Source organism: Stenotrophomonas sp. GW821-FHT09E08 (assembly GCF_059416125.1).
Map to the genome: position 1 here is coordinate 1 of NZ_JBWKOO010000006.1, position 16,095 is coordinate 16,095.

At 61.1% G+C, this 16,095-nt stretch carries 12 protein-coding genes and 2 pseudogenes; 7 read left to right on the top strand and 7 right to left on the bottom strand.

Going from position 1 to position 16,095, the window contains the following annotated elements; all coding sequences use genetic code 11:
- Positions 1-592, bottom strand: a pseudogene (locus AC07M7_RS09595) (hypothetical protein); the annotation flags it as partial.
- A gap of 300 nt (positions 593-892) precedes the next feature.
- On the opposite strand from AC07M7_RS09595, the gene AC07M7_RS09600 reads away from it, so the two are divergent.
- Positions 893-4,549: an autotransporter domain-containing protein gene (locus AC07M7_RS09600; protein ID WP_495207267.1), complete on the top strand. Its 3,657-nt coding sequence runs from the start codon at positions 893-895 to the stop codon at positions 4,547-4,549.
- 82 nt (positions 4,550-4,631) lie between these two features.
- Complete coding sequence (locus AC07M7_RS09605) at positions 4,632-4,937, top strand: hypothetical protein (protein WP_495207268.1); 306 nt, start codon at positions 4,632-4,634, stop codon at positions 4,935-4,937.
- Positions 4,938-5,733: 796 nt separating this feature from the next.
- Here the strand turns inward: AC07M7_RS09605 and AC07M7_RS09610 are convergent.
- The gene (locus AC07M7_RS09610) at positions 5,734-5,946 is read right to left on the bottom strand and encodes a hypothetical protein (protein WP_495207269.1); all 213 of its coding nucleotides are present in this window, start codon (positions 5,944-5,946) and stop codon (positions 5,734-5,736) included.
- 369 nt (positions 5,947-6,315) lie between these two features.
- On the opposite strand from AC07M7_RS09610, the gene AC07M7_RS09615 reads away from it, so the two are divergent.
- On the top strand, positions 6,316-9,495 hold the full coding sequence (locus AC07M7_RS09615) for an autotransporter family protein (RefSeq protein ID WP_495207270.1): 3,180 nt from the start codon (positions 6,316-6,318) through the stop codon (positions 9,493-9,495).
- A 389-nt stretch (positions 9,496-9,884) separates the two neighbouring features.
- On the opposite strand, the pseudogene AC07M7_RS09620 reads toward AC07M7_RS09615, so the two are convergent.
- Positions 9,885-10,459: pseudogene (locus tag AC07M7_RS09620) on the bottom strand (transposase); the annotation flags it as partial.
- A gap of 83 nt (positions 10,460-10,542) precedes the next feature.
- Complete coding sequence (locus tag AC07M7_RS09625; RefSeq protein WP_495207271.1) at positions 10,543-10,935, bottom strand: DoxX family protein; 393 nt, start codon at positions 10,933-10,935, stop codon at positions 10,543-10,545.
- A 116-nt stretch (positions 10,936-11,051) separates the two neighbouring features.
- Here AC07M7_RS09625 and AC07M7_RS09630 point away from each other — a divergent pair, with 116 nt between their 5' ends.
- Both AC07M7_RS09630 and AC07M7_RS09635 read left to right on the top strand, forming a co-directional pair.
- Positions 11,052-11,471 carry an H-NS histone family protein gene (locus AC07M7_RS09630; RefSeq protein WP_495207355.1) on the top strand — a complete coding sequence of 140 codons (420 nt, stop codon included), beginning with the start codon at positions 11,052-11,054 and terminating at the stop codon, positions 11,469-11,471.
- A gap of 49 nt (positions 11,472-11,520) precedes the next feature.
- Positions 11,521-11,928: a hypothetical protein gene (locus AC07M7_RS09635; protein ID WP_478474131.1), complete on the top strand. Its 408-nt coding sequence runs from the start codon at positions 11,521-11,523 to the stop codon at positions 11,926-11,928.
- A gap of 22 nt (positions 11,929-11,950) precedes the next feature.
- Here the strand turns inward: AC07M7_RS09635 and AC07M7_RS09640 are convergent, their stop codons facing one another.
- Complete coding sequence (locus AC07M7_RS09640) at positions 11,951-12,592, bottom strand: glutathione S-transferase family protein (RefSeq protein ID WP_495207272.1); 642 nt, start codon at positions 12,590-12,592, stop codon at positions 11,951-11,953.
- A gap of 325 nt (positions 12,593-12,917) precedes the next feature.
- Here AC07M7_RS09640 and AC07M7_RS09645 point away from each other — a divergent pair, with 325 nt between their 5' ends.
- Positions 12,918-13,139 carry a hypothetical protein gene (locus tag AC07M7_RS09645; protein WP_495207273.1) on the top strand — a complete coding sequence of 74 codons (222 nt, stop codon included), beginning with the start codon at positions 12,918-12,920 and terminating at the stop codon, positions 13,137-13,139.
- A gap of 7 nt (positions 13,140-13,146) precedes the next feature.
- Here the strand turns inward: AC07M7_RS09645 and AC07M7_RS09650 are convergent, their stop codons facing one another.
- Positions 13,147-13,950: an AraC family transcriptional regulator gene (locus tag AC07M7_RS09650; RefSeq protein ID WP_046983430.1), complete on the bottom strand. Its 804-nt coding sequence runs from the start codon at positions 13,948-13,950 to the stop codon at positions 13,147-13,149.
- Between the two features lie 7 nt (positions 13,951-13,957).
- On the opposite strand from AC07M7_RS09650, the gene AC07M7_RS09655 reads away from it, so the two are divergent.
- Entirely contained in the window at positions 13,958-14,893 is a 936-nt protein-coding gene (locus tag AC07M7_RS09655) for a DMT family transporter (RefSeq protein WP_495207274.1), read from the top strand.
- Between the two features lie 8 nt (positions 14,894-14,901).
- Here the strand turns inward: AC07M7_RS09655 and AC07M7_RS09660 are convergent, their stop codons facing one another.
- Complete coding sequence (locus tag AC07M7_RS09660) at positions 14,902-15,930, bottom strand: helix-turn-helix domain-containing protein (RefSeq protein ID WP_495207275.1); 1,029 nt, start codon at positions 15,928-15,930, stop codon at positions 14,902-14,904.
- Positions 15,931-16,095 lie beyond the last annotated feature (165 nt).

The following is a 16,095-nucleotide window of genomic DNA, read 5'->3' on the forward strand; positions in this document are numbered from 1 at the left end:
ATGCGGCGAAGGGTCGCCAGGCAGGATCAGAAGGTTGCGGCTCTTTTAGAACCGTCCGTGATATCGGGGTAGAACCCAACAGAGTGAGGTGTAGCGAGCGCCCGATCTTGAAAGCGCGCAAGCGATGGCCTGCCTCGTGAGCTTCTCTAAGTATGACCACCATGGCAGCTACGGCTTGCAGGCCTGCTTGCCCCTCCAAACGACGCAAGGGCTGATTGGGGCTTCGCCGGCGAACATGGCGGCCCAGAGCCAACACCCACTCGTCGAAGATCGCGCTCTGGATGGCAGACCATAGCCGCTTCAGCGGCGCATCCCCTTGCAACTCCGCTGGATGACGGACGTCCAGCAGATCCCAGTAGGCAGACCAGGCTGGATATGCTGGTTTGGTCCCCGTGTTCGGTGAACCCTTGGATGTGGTCAATGTCGCCACCTGGCTGGCGCGTGGCCAGTATGGAGCCGCGGCGCTATCGGCTGCAGCGGTGATTCCGTTACTGGGCGCGGTCGCGACAATCGGGAAGCTGGGTGCGAAAGGTGAAAAGGTCTTCGTGGTCCGTCGTGACGCGTAGATGAGCGTGCGCTTGATCAAGGTCATGTCCACGACATCGTGGCCCACCGAGCGGCATCCCCTTGTCGCACGCACTCGTCTCAGGAACTCAACGCCCCTTACGGCTAAGGTCAGGCCAACCAGGCTAGCGATTACCCGTCTCCGCCGTGAAGGCCAGGTCATATCGGATGCTGTTCGATCATCATGAATGTGAACTCATTAATTAATCGACTGTAGGGTGAGCGTCGCATGGGGCCGTTCCTATAACACACGACCATTGAAGTTAGATGACCGCGTTCTTGGTGACAGCGGGTGTAGATGGCCGTGTTCCAGGCTGGGGAGCCAAGAGTGAATCCGCTTTTCAACGATAGAGGGCAGGTCTACATGAATCATTCAGTAGTGTCTCATCCGCGTCGTACTTTAACTCCCCGTCCCTTGGCGCTTGCGGTAGTAGGCGCGCTGATGGTCGCAGCGTCACTGCCTGCCATGGCAGCGGACCCCCTTGATGAGCTTCGACAGCAGAGGAGCCTGCAAGCGGCAGCGTGGGCGCATTCGACGCCCGCCGTTGCTGTGGCAGGCGCCAATACGCCTCGTATTGCCGCTGCCACCACCAACACGGCGACGGTCGCTGGTGTGCCAGGTGATCCGGCCAGCTGGCGCACTGAAGAGTTCAATGCGGACTGGAGCAAAGCGGCCATTGGAGCGGAGTATGCCTATGCCCTTGGCTACAGTGGGGCCGGTGTCAAGGTAGGCGTTCTGGACAGTGGTGTTGATGCCGATACGTGGCGTGAGCGCGAGTTCGGCGACAGATTGCATCTGGTTGACACGCGCGAGGCGATGAAGGTGCCAAGTGACGCAGGGGTTTATGAGTTCGGGAGATTCGATGGACACACATCGATTGGGAACTACGATGAGAATTGGCACGGAACGCACGTGGCCGGAATTATTGGGGCGTCGCGAAATGACCAAGGTACCCACGGCGTGGCTTGGGGGGCCGATATCTTCAGTGCATCACATTATCTCGCGGGAGGGACAGGGGGGTACGGTACATCCCGGGTAATTAATTCCAAGTTTGGTAATGGTGAATTTATTCAGTTGCCCGCTGCGGTGCCCGCGTATCAAGGGCTGATAGCACAGGGGGTAAGGATTATAAACAACAGCTGGGGCGGTGGTTGGTCAAGGCTCAGTGATGGTGGATCTCCTCTTTATGATCGTGAGGCAGGGGAGTATATTTCACAACTTACTTCAGGGTATACGGGAACTGATGATCTTGAGGTATATCGATCTGCTTCGGCAGCCGGGATTGTTTCGATTTTTGCTGCCGGCAACAGCTCCAATGCTGCACAAGGCATGGTGATTCATGCCACTCCGACTGCCTCGTTGCCAATGGCATTTCCGGAATTGGAGTCCACCTGGCTGGCAGTGGCTGCATTAGGGGAAGACGGAAAGCTTGCTGAATTTTCGCAGGCCTGTGGCAATGCCCGCTATTGGTGTGTCAGTGCACCGGGTGTAGATGTTCGCTCAACCGGCGCCAAACGAATCATCAGTCGTGAAAATGCGATTGCGTTCATTGAGAGTATGAGGTCGTATTTTCCGGAGTATGTGGATTTGTATTCGACGGAGTCGCTGGGTGCTTTTGTAAATGATCCAGGTAATCCGCTCGCCCAAAGCCTTGATCCATTGCAAAGTGATGACCCGGTGACTACTGCGCGATTGTTTGCAATATATGCAATGCTGGGCGCCCTTACTTCTCCCACGAATCTCGAGAAGATGGATTCGGAGGGCAAGAAGTTGATTGATGACTCTGTTGGTTTTAATGCTCTTGAAGCTCTGATTTTTTTACGAACAGCTGGGATGGTTGGCAGCAAGAATCCTGGTGATAGTTCGGATGTGGAATACATGCTGGAGCGGTCGGAATTTGCGAGAGCCTTTGCTGATGAGTATTATCGAATTATAGGGGAGTACTCTGAGGTGGATTCTGGAGGCTATCTTTATGCGAGCGGAACCTCGATGGCCGCCCCGGTGGTTTCCGGGGCGTTGGCGCTGGTCATGGAGCGCTTCAAGTATCTGTCCGGAGAGCAGGCCCGAGATGTGATCTTGACAACGTCCCAGGACATAGGTGAACCGGGTGTTGACGAAGAGCACGGCTGGGGGCGGCCTGATATGGAGGCGGCGATGAACGGTCCTGGCGGTCTGCTGCGTGATTGGCGCGTCGATCTTCAGGGCGAAAGCGATGTGTGGTCCAACGATCTGGTCAATGGCGTTGTCCTCTCGGCCCGTGAAAGTGATCGGGGGCGCCTGATTCTTAGTGGGGCTGGTCAACTGGAGCTGCGGGGCAACAACTCGATTGAAGGGTTCCAGGTCAGCAAAGGTGTGCTGACCCTGTCGGCGGAGAACCAGGTCGCCAGCACGACACTGGTCGACGGTGGTGTGTTGAACATTAATACGACAGGCACGTTGTCGGGCGCCGACCTTCAGGTCGACAGCGGTTCGTCGGTTGTTAACGGCACCATGACCGGCAATACGCTGATCGGTGCACAGGGGCGGTTGAGTGGCGCCGGCACCCTGGTGGGCGATGTGCGCGTTGAAGGCATCGTCGAGCCGGGCAACTCCGTCGGCACCCTCACCATCGATGGCAACTATGTGCAGACGGCCACAGGTGTCTATGCGGCCGAGTTGGCCTCTGGCAAGCGCAGTGACTTGCTGCGTGTCACCGGGACGGCAACACTGGACGGCACCTTGGCTGCGCTTCCTGAGCCTGGTGTGTACTACCTGGGCGAGCAGTTCAATGTCCTGCAGGCGGATGGGGGGGTGCAGGGGCAGTTCGCCAAGACTGACTTCAGCGCGTTCTCGCCATTCCTGCAGTTCAGCGTGGCCTATGCGGCCAACGGAGCGCGCATTGATGTGGCACGCGGCGCGCTGCTGGCCAGCGCTGCCAGCACGCCCAACCAGCGTGCGGTGGCCGAGGTGGCCGACGCCCTGGCGATCAACCAGGGCCTGCCCCGGCCGTTGACCCAGCTGTTCCCGCAACAGGCCGGTGCGGCACTGGATGGCCTGAGCGGCGAGCTGCATGCCAGCACGGTCTCGGTGCTGGTGGAGAACGGCCGCTACGTGCGTGATGTGGCCCTGAGCCGAACTAATGCCGGCCTGGCGCCGGGAGAAGGGCAGTCCAGCGGCACTGGCGCCTGGGTGCAGGCGCTAGGTGGCAATGGCAAGCTTGATGGCGACGGCAATGCCAGCCGTACCGAGAGCAATGTCACTGGCCTGCTGGTGGGCCTGGACCATGGTGTGGGCGGCTGGCAGTTGGGTGTGCTGGGCGGCACCGGTCGCACCGACCTCAAGCAGGCGCAGGGGCGGCAGGCCAGATCGAAGATCACCAACACCCACCTGGGCCTGTATGCCGGCCATACCTGGGGCGGTTTCGGTCTGCGTGGTGGGCTGGCCTTCAGCCGGCACAAGATCAACAGCACGCGTGAAGTGGCCTTTGCTGGCTTCAGCGATACGCTGAGTGCCCGCTATGATGCGAACAGCCGCCAGGCGTTCATCGAGGCCGGCTACCGCTTCGGTGATCGTGAGTCCGGGCTGGAGCCCTACCTGCAGGTGGCGCAGGTGCAGGTTGATATGGATGAGGTGCGCGAGCAGGGCGGTGCGGCGGCGTTGCGCGGGCAGGCGGAAGATACCCGCACGACGGTGGCCACCGCTGGCCTGCGCTTTGACAAGGGGCTGAAGGCCGCGTTCCAGCAGGATAGCTGGCTGCACGTGCGCGGCGGCGTGGGCTACCGACGCAGTTTCGGTGATCGCAACCCGCTGGCGCAGCTGGCGTTCGATGCCGGCGATGCCTTCACTATCAGTGGTGCGCCGGTTGCTGATCGTGCGGTGGTGGCCGAACTGGGGCTGTCAGCGTGGTTGACTGCGCGCCAGCAGTTGGAGCTGGGCTACAGCGGTCAGTTCGGCGAGGACAGCCGCGACCACAGCGTCAACGCCCGCTGGTCGGTGCAGTTCTGAGGCAGGCCTGAGGCCGGGGAGAGGGCGCGGGATTGGCCCTCTCCCCCTGTTTTCTTTCATCAGCCCGGATTGGAAAATGAACATGAGCAGCGAAGAGGCGCTGTCGGTATCAGGCAGGTTGGCTGCCATGACGGTCATCATGGGAGCGCTTCTTGCTGATGCCAAACGCAACCATGACCATCCCGTGCAGGCCCTGGTCGATCTTCTTGACGTAGCGGATGAGCAGATAAAGAGGGCTCTGGAAAGCGAGCCTGCAGTGATGGATGAACACTTCCGCGAGATATTCAATGATGCGTCGAGCGCGACGATCGTGGAGGTGGGGTTGATTGCACAGGGCCTGTTGGGTGATGCAAACAGCTATGACCATAAAGCGGCGGCTAGCAAGTGAGCCGGCGGTGTGCTCGGCATTGCTCTAGGCAAATGGCCTGGCGGAGTTCGCAGGGAAAGGTGCAATGTACGCTTTGATCCTGCGGACTCTCGAGCCCGTTTGGGTGATTCTGTCCGTTGTCAACCAGGATGCCTGTCACTGCGCGGCGGACGCCCCCCCCCCCCGAACTTTGCTGCATGCCAGAGTGATCTGGAGAATCTGTGCCGACGGAAGTGGGCCCGTCCTCAATGGTGTGATAGATGCCAGTGGGTTGTGGATAGGCAGCAATACGGCTGCTCATTTCAAGGTGCTTGCGAATGGCCGGAAAATCTTGGTCCCGGATAATTCTTCCCGGGGTAAACATGTATGCGGTATGCGGTATGCGGTATGCGGTATTGGCGGGGCAGTAATCAAGCCTCTTCCTGTTGGAGCCGACGCCGCAGGAGCCATGCTGCGGGACCATTGTATGGGCTCCTGGTTATCGCCGCAGAAGGGCCTTCATTCGGACCAGGTTTGCTGTGCCAGCAGCGGTGCATCAGGCGCTCGCCGGTGCGCGAAACAATGAATGATGGAGGGTTCTTTCTCAGATCTGGTGGGCTGCGCTTGGAGCCGGTATCTGGTATGCGCATGCCTGATAGCTCCGCCTTGATGTATGGCACATCACGAGCAACATCCGCGACGGGCGGAGCGATCTGATCAACCCTTCTGGCCGGCGCACGTTGGATGACATGCTGGGAGGCGCACTGCCTCGAGTTTGATATGCAAATAGTGAATGGGAGGTTGTCTTGGCAAGGACTGAAGAGGGCATATTTATCTGTCAGCCATCGATTACAAGACGTGCCAATGCATGGCCAGCGCTGAGGGCGATAGCCAGCGTCAAGAAACTGCGGCCAATCCCTGCAATTGGCATCATATTGCCAACGCAAACCTCAAATACTTCATACCGCTCGCCCCATTGGTCCACTGTGATCTCGTAAAAAGTCCCGGAGTAAATTTCCTGGACTCGATGCTGGCGATGGATCAATTCCATTATCGAGCACTCTATATGTCGATTTGATCAGTGCAAGCATACGCGCGCCGGCTGCCGGACAAAAATTACATGGTCATCAATGTAACAATGTAGTTTATTTTACTTAATTTTGAGACTTGCATCACAGGGTGGGTTGGAACTAGTGTTCCGGTCGCTGCTCCAGTATGTGCCTCCGCTGGAGGCAGCTCCCTCGGCATCGCTCATAGGTTATCTCCCGCAAAGCATCGACCGGCGCTCACGCTTGGAAAGCCGCCAGCCACAGGTGGCTTGGAGGCAAAGCACGAACGAGATGCCCGGGTGCGGTTGGATTCCTGTGGGAAGCAGGATGCCCTGCTGATGGTGTGATCCTCTCTCAAGGTGAATTTGATAATGAAGTATCTTTCTGTGCAGCGGCCTTGGCTTGCCAAAGCTGTTCACCCTACAAAGGCCGGCAGTCAGGCGCTTGCTGCCAATTCAGAGGTGTTCAGGCTGGTTCCCATCCTTGGCCTCGGCGCCGCTTTGGGTGCTGGGCTGTTGCCCAATGCCGCACAGGCGGCGTGTTTCCTTACATCGGCAAGCCAGTACAACTGCTCTGGCGCAACGACAATCACCCAGTCAATCATCGCGCCCGGTGCCACGCTCACCACGACGGACGACTTCAGCATTTCGACGCCTACCGGCGACGGCATTGTTGTCGTCGGAGACGCTGCGCTTTCCTACAATGACCAGCATTCCTCAATGATCAACGCGGACTCTGGCACTGCGCTGACTCTGAGGGCCGGCACGCCAACCAACCAAGGCGGCCAAGGCATCACTGTCTTCACCAACGGGTCCATTTCGGCCGGTTCAGCAGGCACCGCCATTGAGGCGATCAACCGTGGGGCTGGCGGCATTGGTATCAACGCGACCGGGCCGCTTGTAGGTGGCACAGGCATCAGAGCTGAAAACTATGGTGGTACGGATATCCGTATCGAGACCGGGGCAGTCACTGCGACGGCGCGTGCTGGCACTTACATCGGTAGTGGCATCTATGCCAATAATCAAGGGACTGGCGACGCAACGGTCACCGCTAACGGTGTCATCAGCTCAAATGAGCGAGGTGTCATTGCCTATAGTAAAATGGGTAATGCGACGGTTACCACCAACGGTGAGGTCATCGCACGGGGTAGCGGGATATTTGCACAAGTTAGAAGTGGAGATGGAAAAAACGTCATCAACGCCAATGGCGACGTATTGGTGACGGGGACAGGGCGGCCTTCTGAAGGGGTGGCAGGCATCGCTGCTGTGGGAGGTGACGTAAATATCAATGCCAATGGCCGATTGATGACGTCAAGCAGCAAGAACGAGGTGCGAGGGTCTATTGGTATTGCGGTTCTTCGTTCGCGTAACGTCGACATTAAGACCAGTGGGAGTATCAGCGCGGAAACATTTGGCATAGGAGTGGCCTCCGGTCTCAACCAACTAGGACTGTGGGGCCGGTCGGGTTTGGGGGGGGCTGCTCCGTCATCAAGCGACACCGTTGGTGGTGTGAACGTGACGGCTGATGGCGACATCACCGTGGCAGGAGTTGCCAGCGGTTCCTCGGCATCGCCAGTTTCAGCGATTTTTCTGCAATCCATCGGCAATCGTGGTGCGGCCAATATAACCACCAGCGGGATTCTGACTGCAACAGAAACGGGGATATTCGTAGGTAGCCTGGAAGACACTTCCGCCGCCGGGGATACCCGAATCAATGTCAAGGAAGGCAGTGTGGTGCAGGGTGGCGTTGAGGCGATCAGGCTGTTCGCAGATACGCAGAAGATGGCGCAAATCAGCAACGCAGGCACGCTCCAGAACAGCTCCGGAGACTCGGACGCGACGGTGATTACATCCCTTGCCGAAGAGGTGTTCAATAAATCTGCGCGCAGCAATCTGCTGTCGGTATCCGTCGTCAATTCCGGCGTTGTGCTGGGTACTGTGGTTCTTGCAGGTCCTGGTAATGCGTTCACCAACAGGATGGGCGGTGTCTGGAACACGGCAGGGAGTACAAATGATTTCGGCTTTGACGTTGCAAACAACCGGATCTCGAACGAGGCCGGTGGCACGATCGTGGCTGCGCTTGGGGACAGGACGACAACGACAACTTTCAGCGGCATCGGTAGCTTCTCCAATGCGGGACGGTTGACGATGGAGAACGATACTGCCGGTGATCGAACCGTGATCGATGGCGAGTATGTGAGCGACGGCGGCGTGGTTGCGCTCGATACTGTGCTGGGCGGTGATGATTCGCCCACGGACCGCCTGATCATCAATGGTGGCACCAGTGGCTCTGGCCTGGTCCAGGTGCGCAACGCGGGTGGCGCGGGTGCGCCGACGGTAGATGGTATCAAGGTCATCGAAGTTGCAGGCGCATCCAATGGAACTTTCTCGTTGCTGGGCGACTACAGGACGAAGGATGGCAACAGTGCCGTGGTGGCGGGTGCTTATGCCTATACGCTGCACCAGGACGATGTTGCGACATCCACCGGTGGAGACTGGTACCTGCGCTCGCAGATGGATCCTGCGGGCCGAGTGACGCCGACTGAACCGGTAAGGCCTCGGTATCAACCGGGCGCATCGGTCTACGAGAGCTATCCGCAGGCCTTGTTGGGGCTCAATGGTGTGCCGACGTTGCAGCAGCGTGTTGGCAACCGGATGTGGTCGGGGACCAGCACCCAGACGGTCGGTGCCGGCGCGGAGGGCAACGGCGTATGGGGGCGCATCGAAGGTGCGCATCGCCGTATGGACACGGGCCGCTCCACCACCGGTGTCGACTACAAGCAGGACGCCTTCACTCTACAGGCGGGCATTGATGGACTGCTGTCGGAGAGCGCGGGTGGCACGCTGATTGGCGGCATGAACGCTCACTATGTCAATGGCAGAGCAGCGACTTTGTCGGCCTATGACGCAATCAACGGCGGCGGTAGCATTCGTACGGTCGGCTATGGTTTCGGTGGCTCGCTGACTTGGTATGGCGATAATGGTGCCTATGTGGATGCGCAGGGGCGGGCGACCTGGTACAGCAGCGATCTGAACTATGATGGTGGTGGTCGCCCGCTGGGCGACAGTCGCAAGGCCTTCGGCTATGCGCTATCGATGGAGGCCGGCAAGCGGTTTGCCCTGACGCCGGAATGGTCGCTTACACCGCAGGCGCAGCTGGTCTATTCCAGCGTGAAGTTCGATGACTTCAACGACCCCTTCGGCTCGGCCGTAAGTCTTGACAAGGGAGAAAGCCTGGAGGGGAGGCTCGGCCTTGCATTGGCCCAGGAGGCTAGTTGGCAGAGTGCCAATGGTGTGACATACCGCTCGCATGTGTACGGAATTGCCAACCTCAGCCATGAGCTCCTCGGCGAAACCCGGGTCAAGCTCGACGATGTGACGCTGAAGAATGGAGTGAATGGCTTGGGCGGCGGCGTGGGCATTGGTGGCTCTTACAGTTGGAATGACGGCAAGTACTCGTTCTATGGCGAGGGCCTCGTCAATACCAGCCTGAGCAGTTTTGCCGACAGCTATTCCCTGAGCGCTACGCTGGGCTTCCGTGCCAAGTGGTAGTGCACTGACGTGCATAAATCCACGGCTGTAGCTGGGAGGGCAAGCCCGAAGTGGGACGCTGTCACTCGGTGGTGACAGCGTCTTTGGTCTGCGCATGGCGACACATCGGTGTATCCAGTTTCATCTCCACTACCGGCTGAAACATGCTGTTGCATTCACTTGCCTGTCGTTGAATGTGCTGCAGCGGCCTCTGCGATGCACAAGTTGACGCTGGCAGCCTGGTTCCACGTTTGGCAAGGATGAGAACCGAGGGGTTGCCGCAAGGGAAGCGAAGCATGGAGCAACCGTGTCGCCGGAGGGGCTTGGGGCTCTCCGGCAGACAGGCATAGTAGTGCCTGCCGATGGCCGGCAGCCTCAGGATGTCCGCCCTGGCTGGCTTCAAGATCCGGTCCGCTTTCAGCGCCACGCACGGCGGTGCTGAGGGTCATCAGCATCTTCCGTATCACCGCCACGATGGCGACTTTGGCTTCCTTGCCGCGGGCACGCAGCGATCGGTAAAAGTCATGCAATCGAGGTTTGTGGTGCAGTGTCGAAATGCTGACCATGTAAAGTACCTGACGGATCTCGGCTCTGCCGCCGTGGATGCTTCGTTTTTTGCGTACCGCTCCGCTGGCGCGGGATATCAGGGTTACACCGACCTAGCTGGCGATGGCCTTCCACTGATCTTGTCCAGCTCAGGCAGGTGCTTGGCCAGGGCCACCTGCAGCACAGGTCCGGCGCCCGTCATCGCCTTGAACACGGCGAGTTGGGACTGTTGGGCGACCTGCTCGGCTATCTGCCTTCCCAAGCGTTCGGCCAGCGCTTGCAGTCGCCGAGCGTGCACAAACTCACGCAGTTTCTGCTACCAGGGTTCCAGCGGCTGATAGGAGAGCGACTTCACCTGTGGGGCCGTCGGCGCCAGTGCATAGGTATCCAAGCGGTCGGTCTTGGTCGTCTGGCTCAGCCTTTGGGCCAGTTTCCGGGCTGGGCGAGCAAGGCAAGCTGATCCACACGCTGGCGCCGGAGGCCGAACCTTTCCGCCAGCGCGTGCAGACCACGGACGGACGCTTACCCGCGCCGTCCCCTGCCATCAATGCTATAGCGCCCGGCGCCGGTACAGGCCAGCAGCAGGAAGCCACCGGCCAGCCCCAGGTTCTTCAGAAACATGATCTGCTGGGTCTGGTCGGCGAAGTTGTGGTGGAAGATGAACGCGGTGACCAGGCTGAAGCCCACCAGCACGATCGACACCAGCCGGGTCTGGAAGCCGAGCAGGATGCACAGCCCGCTGCCGATCTCGAAAACGATGGTTGGCCACAGCAGGATGCCCGACACCCCCATCGCTTCCATATAGCCCTGGGTGCCGCTGAGATCACCGAGCTTGCCCAACCCGGAGACCAGGAACAATGACATCAGCAGGATGCGCGCTAGCAGGTAGGCAAGCGAATGCGATGAGTGGCTCATGTGGATGTCCTCAGGGGCTGGCGAGGCCGATCGGAGCCCAGTGCCGGTGAAGCCTGTGCATACAACCAGATAGGGCGTCTTGACAGATGGCCATGCCGCAGTGGACCTTTCCGGCCATGAAGATAAATATTGAATCGCTCAGCCTTCGGGAACTGGGTGCCTTGGTGGTTGCCGCTGAACAGCGCAGACAACTGATTTCCAACCGCCGTCCGGCCAGTGCGGTGCGGCGCATGTTGAAGGCCGCAGCGGCCGAAGCCGGCTATACGCTCGAAGAGCTCTTCGGCGAAGAAGCCGTCGAAGACGCCGCACCCAGCCGCAAGCCCGCGAGGCGTAGAACCGGAAAGGTGGCGGCCAAGTACCGCGACCCGGAGTACAAGCGCCTGACCTGGTCCGGCCGCGGGCGCATGCCACGCTGGCTGGCGTCCAAGGTGCAGAAGGGCCACAAGGTGACCGATTTCCTGATTCCCGGCCTGGCCCGGCCGACGGCGCGCAAGAGCAGCCCAATCGGCAAGCGCACGGTCTTCAAGAAGGATTGACCAGGCCACGCTGTTAACCTGCCAGGGTCTGCACAGAGCGAGAGCACGCATGCAACATAACGGCAGCATGACGATTGCGCCCAAGATCCTGTACGCCGCAGGCGCCGCAGCCGTGCTGATCAGTCTGCTGGCCTGGTCGGTGGAATGGAGTGGGGTGGCCTACGTCTGCCCATACTGCCGGGTGCAGCGCACGGGTATCGGGCTGTTGGGCCTGTTGGTGCTGTTCGCGCGGCCCGGCGGGCTTATCGTGCCTTGGCTTTCATACACCACGGGCGGTTTCGCGTTCGTGGTGGCGGCGATGCAGCACTTCAACGGCTGGAAGCGCATTTCCGCCGGCAATTTCAGCTTCAATGAACAGTGGTACATCGACCCCTGGCTGCTGTCGGGCTGCGCGATGCTGATCCTGGTGGCGCAGCTGATGCTGGTACAGGCGGCGTGCCGGCGCAGTCTGCACTGAGGCCTGCCCACGGGGCGTAGCGTCAGGCGTTCTGGAACACTGCCAGCTGCGCGGCAAACGCACGCTGGTAGGCGGGGCGCTGCGTTGCACGGGCCACATAGGCGACCACCTGCGGGTGCTCGTCGAGGAGGCCGCTGCTCTTCAGGCGCAGCAGCACCGAGACCATCATCAGGTCGCCCACGCTGAAGTCACCGTCAAGCCACAGGGCTTTGCCCAGCCACGCTGACAGCTGCGCCAGCCGCATACGCACACGCTCATCGAGCATCGGCAGGCGCTGCGCGTACCAGGGCTGCTCGCGCTCCAGCACCCAGGCCATCGAGCGTTCGACAATCGGCGGCTCCACCGTGTTCAGCGCGGCAAACACCCACATGATGGCGCGCATGCCCGCATCCGGATCGGTCGGCAACAGACCGGGATGCTGCTCGGCCAGGTGCAGGATGATCGCGCCGGATTCGAACAGGACCCGATGTCCTTCCTGCCAGGTGGGAATCTGTCCGAAGGGACTCCGTGCCAGATGCGCGGGCTGCTTCATCTCGGCGAAGGTGAGCAGCTGCACGTCATAGGACACACCCAGCTCTTCGAGGGCCCAGCGCACGCGCATGTCACGGGCCAGGCCCTGGCCGCGGTCCGGGGAGGTGGCGAAGGCGGTGAGGATGGGGCACATCGGGGTACTCCTTCGGGCCGAAGGGCCCGCCTTTCCTGTTCCGACGAACGACGGGGCGGGAAATCGACAGCCATTCCGGGACGCCGGGCGATACACTGCCCGCTACCCATCAACCCTGTGCCCTCCCCATGTGGCAGCGCCGCACCTCCCAGGCCGAACTGCGGCAGCAACGCGATCTGCTACAGGCTGAGATGGATGCGGAAGCCCGGCGACAGGTCTCATGGCTTCCGCCGGATGATCTCGTGGCAGCGCTGATGCCGCAGGCGCGCCGGCTGCAGGCGCTGAATCAGAGCAGATCATCCGGGCTACTCCGCCGCGTGAGCTGATGAAGCGCCTGCAGGCGCTTGAACGGCAGCTGGTCGAATCCGGTGCACAAAGCGCAGGTATGCGGCAGGCGCTGCGGGATGAACTGCGCGATCTGAACCTGCATTTCAGCAATCCGCGCCGTCGTCCATTGACAGCCAAGGTGTTGCTGATCCTGTTGGCCAGCGTTGCGGCGGCGTTGTTGCTGCCGAAGCTGCTCGTGGACCTGCTGGCCGCTATCTAACTCGCCCTCACTCTGCCCGATGCAGCTTCCGGTACTGATCCGGCGTGCACTGCGCGTGCCGCTTGAACATCTCGGCGAAGGCGCTGACGCCGGAGTAACCCAGCTCTTCGGCGATCCGGCTGATCGGCCGGCGTGTGCACAACGCCTCCGTGGCGCGCACGAACTTCACCCGCCCACGCCAGTCGCCAAGCGACATGCCCAGTTCGCTGCGTGCCAGGCGCTCCAGCTTGCGCACGCTCATGTGATGGCGCTGCGCGACCTCGGCAACCGATTCGGCCGCCGACAGGCGTTTCTCCATGTACGCCATCACCTGCTTCAGTGCAGCGCTGCTGGCGATCGGCAGGAAACTTGGCAGCACCGCGGCATTGACGATCTGATCGATCACCACCGCGGCCATGCGCCGCTGGGCCGGTGTCTGCGGATCGGCAACCCCCTGCCGTGCCAGCTCATGCAGCAGTTCACGCAGCAACGGGCTGACTTCCAGCGCACTGCAACGCGTTGGCAGCCGACGTGACAGTGCTGCCGACAGATAGGCCGAGCGATAGGCCAGCTGCGATCGATTGCGCGAGTAGTGGGCCATGCCGGGTGGAATCCAGATGGCGTAGTGGGGTGGAGATACCATCCACTCACCATCGATCTTCATCTCCATCACGCCCTGCGCGACGAAGTTGAACTGTCCCCAGGGATGACTGTGCGTGCCCCAGTTGGTGGGCTCCATCGAGCCCTGCCGGAAGTAGATTGGGCCGGGCAGCTGGAGGAAAGTGGGGACCGGCTCAAGAGGTTGCCGCAAGCGAGGGGTGGAATGGCGCATTTTCGGGATGTCCTCGATATGCGCCAAGCGTACGCTGGTCATTCCCCTGCGTACAGCCGCCGCCTTGAACTATCTCCTTCCTATCCTTGCGTGCCTGTTGTGGGGCGCAAACACCATCGTCACCAAGCTTGCCTCCGGTTCAGTGGGCCCGATCGACATCGGCTTCTTCCGCTGGCTGGTGGCGGCCGTCCTTCTGTTGCCGTTTGCCCTGCCACGTCTGCGCGGAAACCTGCCAACCGTGCGTGCAAATCTCGGCCGCTTCCTGGTGCTGGGTTGCCTGGGTGGCGTGATGTACCAGTGCCTGGCTTACTACGCGGCACACTTCACCTCGGCCACCAACATGGGGGTGATCCAGGCCCTGATTCCACTGATCGCGCTGGCGCTGTCACGTGTATTCATGGGCCATCCGGTGCGTGGCACCGCCATCCTCGGAGCGGTGATCTCCAGCATCGGCGTGGTCGCGGTGGTGTCCCAGGGCGACCTGGCGCGGTTGGCTACGCGGGGCCTGAATCGCGGTGATGCGATCATGCTGGTCGGCGCGTTGGCCTTCGCCGCCTACAACGTGCTGATGCAGCGCTGGAAGATTCCGCTGTCGGTGCTGGAGTCGCTGTTCCTTCAGGCCACGGCCGCATCGCTGATCCTGCTGCCACTACAGCTGCTGTTCGGGGCCGGGGTGGACAACCTGACGGCGGTCGGTTGCATCGGCTTCGCGGCGGTCTGTGCATCCATTCTCGCACCGCTGACCTGGATGACCGGCCTTTCCCGGCTGGGCGCAGCGCGTGTTTCCGGCTTCTTCAATCTGGTGCCGATCGTCACCGCTGCGTTGGCGGTGATGCTGCTGGGGGAGTCGCTCACTGGATGGGTACTGGGCGGTGGCCTGTTGGCTGTCGGCGGCGTGGTGTTCGCCGAATACGCTGCCAAGCGCGCAGCAGCGCAGGCGTAGTGTCGTGATCAAGAATCGTGCATCGATCCGCACAATGCCTGCTGCACCCGCAACTCCAGTGCATCCACATCGTGACCTCGCTTGCCCTGCAGGCTGAGATACAGCGACAACGGGTCAACCGCATCGTCGATGCTGGTGAACCCGGGCGGATATGCCCAGATCTGCAACCGGGCATTCTGTGCGCAGGTGGGCCCCGGCGCGGGCAGTGCGCCCAGTACCCGCCAGGTTTCGATGTACAGGGCGCGGGTGGTGCTGGCCGCCTGCGAGAGACCGGCAAGGAGGGCATCGGTACCGGCCACGGGTGCCGGATGGCCGGCACTGCGGAGCACATCGGCGGTCTGTTCCCAGCAGACATCAACCTCTTTCAGCACCGGCGAACGCAGGAACGGTTGTGCCCGGGCCCAGACATCGTGGCGGTTGCCGGCCAGCGTGAGGAAGCGCTCGCGGCCGCCCTTGGAGCGTTCGACCAGTCCGCGTTCGACCAGTTCGGCAGAGAGGCGCGATGCCGTCATGGAGGTGTAGCCAGCGGCCGCACTGATCTCGCGGGGAGACCACCATCGCGGCTGCCCCGACAACAGTACGTGGATCAACACAGCCTGTGCCGAGGGCAACAACGAGATGGCCTTCTTCTCGTGATCGGGCGCGTCGCGGAACTCGATGGCCAGGCTGGGCGCGAACAGCTGGGCATGCGGAACCACGAAGTCGATATGGGCCTCCACCAGGAACCGTCGTTGGGTGGGGGTGAGATAAGGAGAGACATACAGGACCAGTGCATTTGCTGCAGCACGCAGGCAGCGGACGTCCTGGATGACGCGGCTGCTGGACTCGCTGGGCTCGCGGGCCACGGCAAGCATCGCAGGTGTTTCCCCATACAGCATCAGCTCGGCAAGGTGGTAGCGCGAGGACATCGCGCGTGGAATGGCATGCGATGAAGCCAGCGGGTGCACCGCAGAGGCGAGCCCGGGGAGAATCCTGCGCAGGTACCGCTGCGCGTCAGTGACCAGGTCGGTCAGGCCAGTGCGAACTGCCGTCGTCATCTCGTACTTTCCTTGCGGCGGCACGTCCGGAGGATCGGGACCGGGCCACACCGTCGCGTTCAGTGGTGAACCTGGAGACGGGCGTGCAGTGTCGAGGCGCGTGGCGATCCATGCGGTCCTGCTCCTTTGCCGTCATGACATCAGTGTTGACGGGAACCTTGGAGA

What these genes read in the sequence shown, in the direction of transcription:
- AC07M7_RS09605 (WP_495207268.1), top strand. Translation starts at nt 4,632, where the DNA reads ATGAGCAGCGAAGAGGCGCTGTCGGTATCAGGCAGGTTGGCTGCCATG.
- AC07M7_RS09610 (WP_495207269.1), bottom strand. Translation starts at nt 5,946, where the DNA reads ATGGAATTGATCCATCGCCAGCATCGAGTCCAGGAAATTTACTCCGGG.
- AC07M7_RS09615 (WP_495207270.1), top strand. Translation starts at nt 6,316, where the DNA reads ATGAAGTATCTTTCTGTGCAGCGGCCTTGGCTTGCCAAAGCTGTTCAC.
- AC07M7_RS09625 (WP_495207271.1), bottom strand. Translation starts at nt 10,935, where the DNA reads ATGAGCCACTCATCGCATTCGCTTGCCTACCTGCTAGCGCGCATCCTG.
- AC07M7_RS09630 (WP_495207355.1), top strand. Translation starts at nt 11,052, where the DNA reads ATGAAGATAAATATTGAATCGCTCAGCCTTCGGGAACTGGGTGCCTTG.
- AC07M7_RS09635 (WP_478474131.1), top strand. Translation starts at nt 11,521, where the DNA reads ATGCAACATAACGGCAGCATGACGATTGCGCCCAAGATCCTGTACGCC.
- AC07M7_RS09640 (WP_495207272.1), bottom strand. Translation starts at nt 12,592, where the DNA reads ATGTGCCCCATCCTCACCGCCTTCGCCACCTCCCCGGACCGCGGCCAG.
- AC07M7_RS09645 (WP_495207273.1), top strand. Translation starts at nt 12,918, where the DNA reads ATGAAGCGCCTGCAGGCGCTTGAACGGCAGCTGGTCGAATCCGGTGCA.
- AC07M7_RS09650 (WP_046983430.1), bottom strand. Translation starts at nt 13,950, where the DNA reads ATGCGCCATTCCACCCCTCGCTTGCGGCAACCTCTTGAGCCGGTCCCC.
- AC07M7_RS09655 (WP_495207274.1), top strand. Translation starts at nt 13,958, where the DNA reads ATGTCCTCGATATGCGCCAAGCGTACGCTGGTCATTCCCCTGCGTACA.
- AC07M7_RS09660 (WP_495207275.1), bottom strand. Translation starts at nt 15,930, where the DNA reads ATGACGACGGCAGTTCGCACTGGCCTGACCGACCTGGTCACTGACGCG.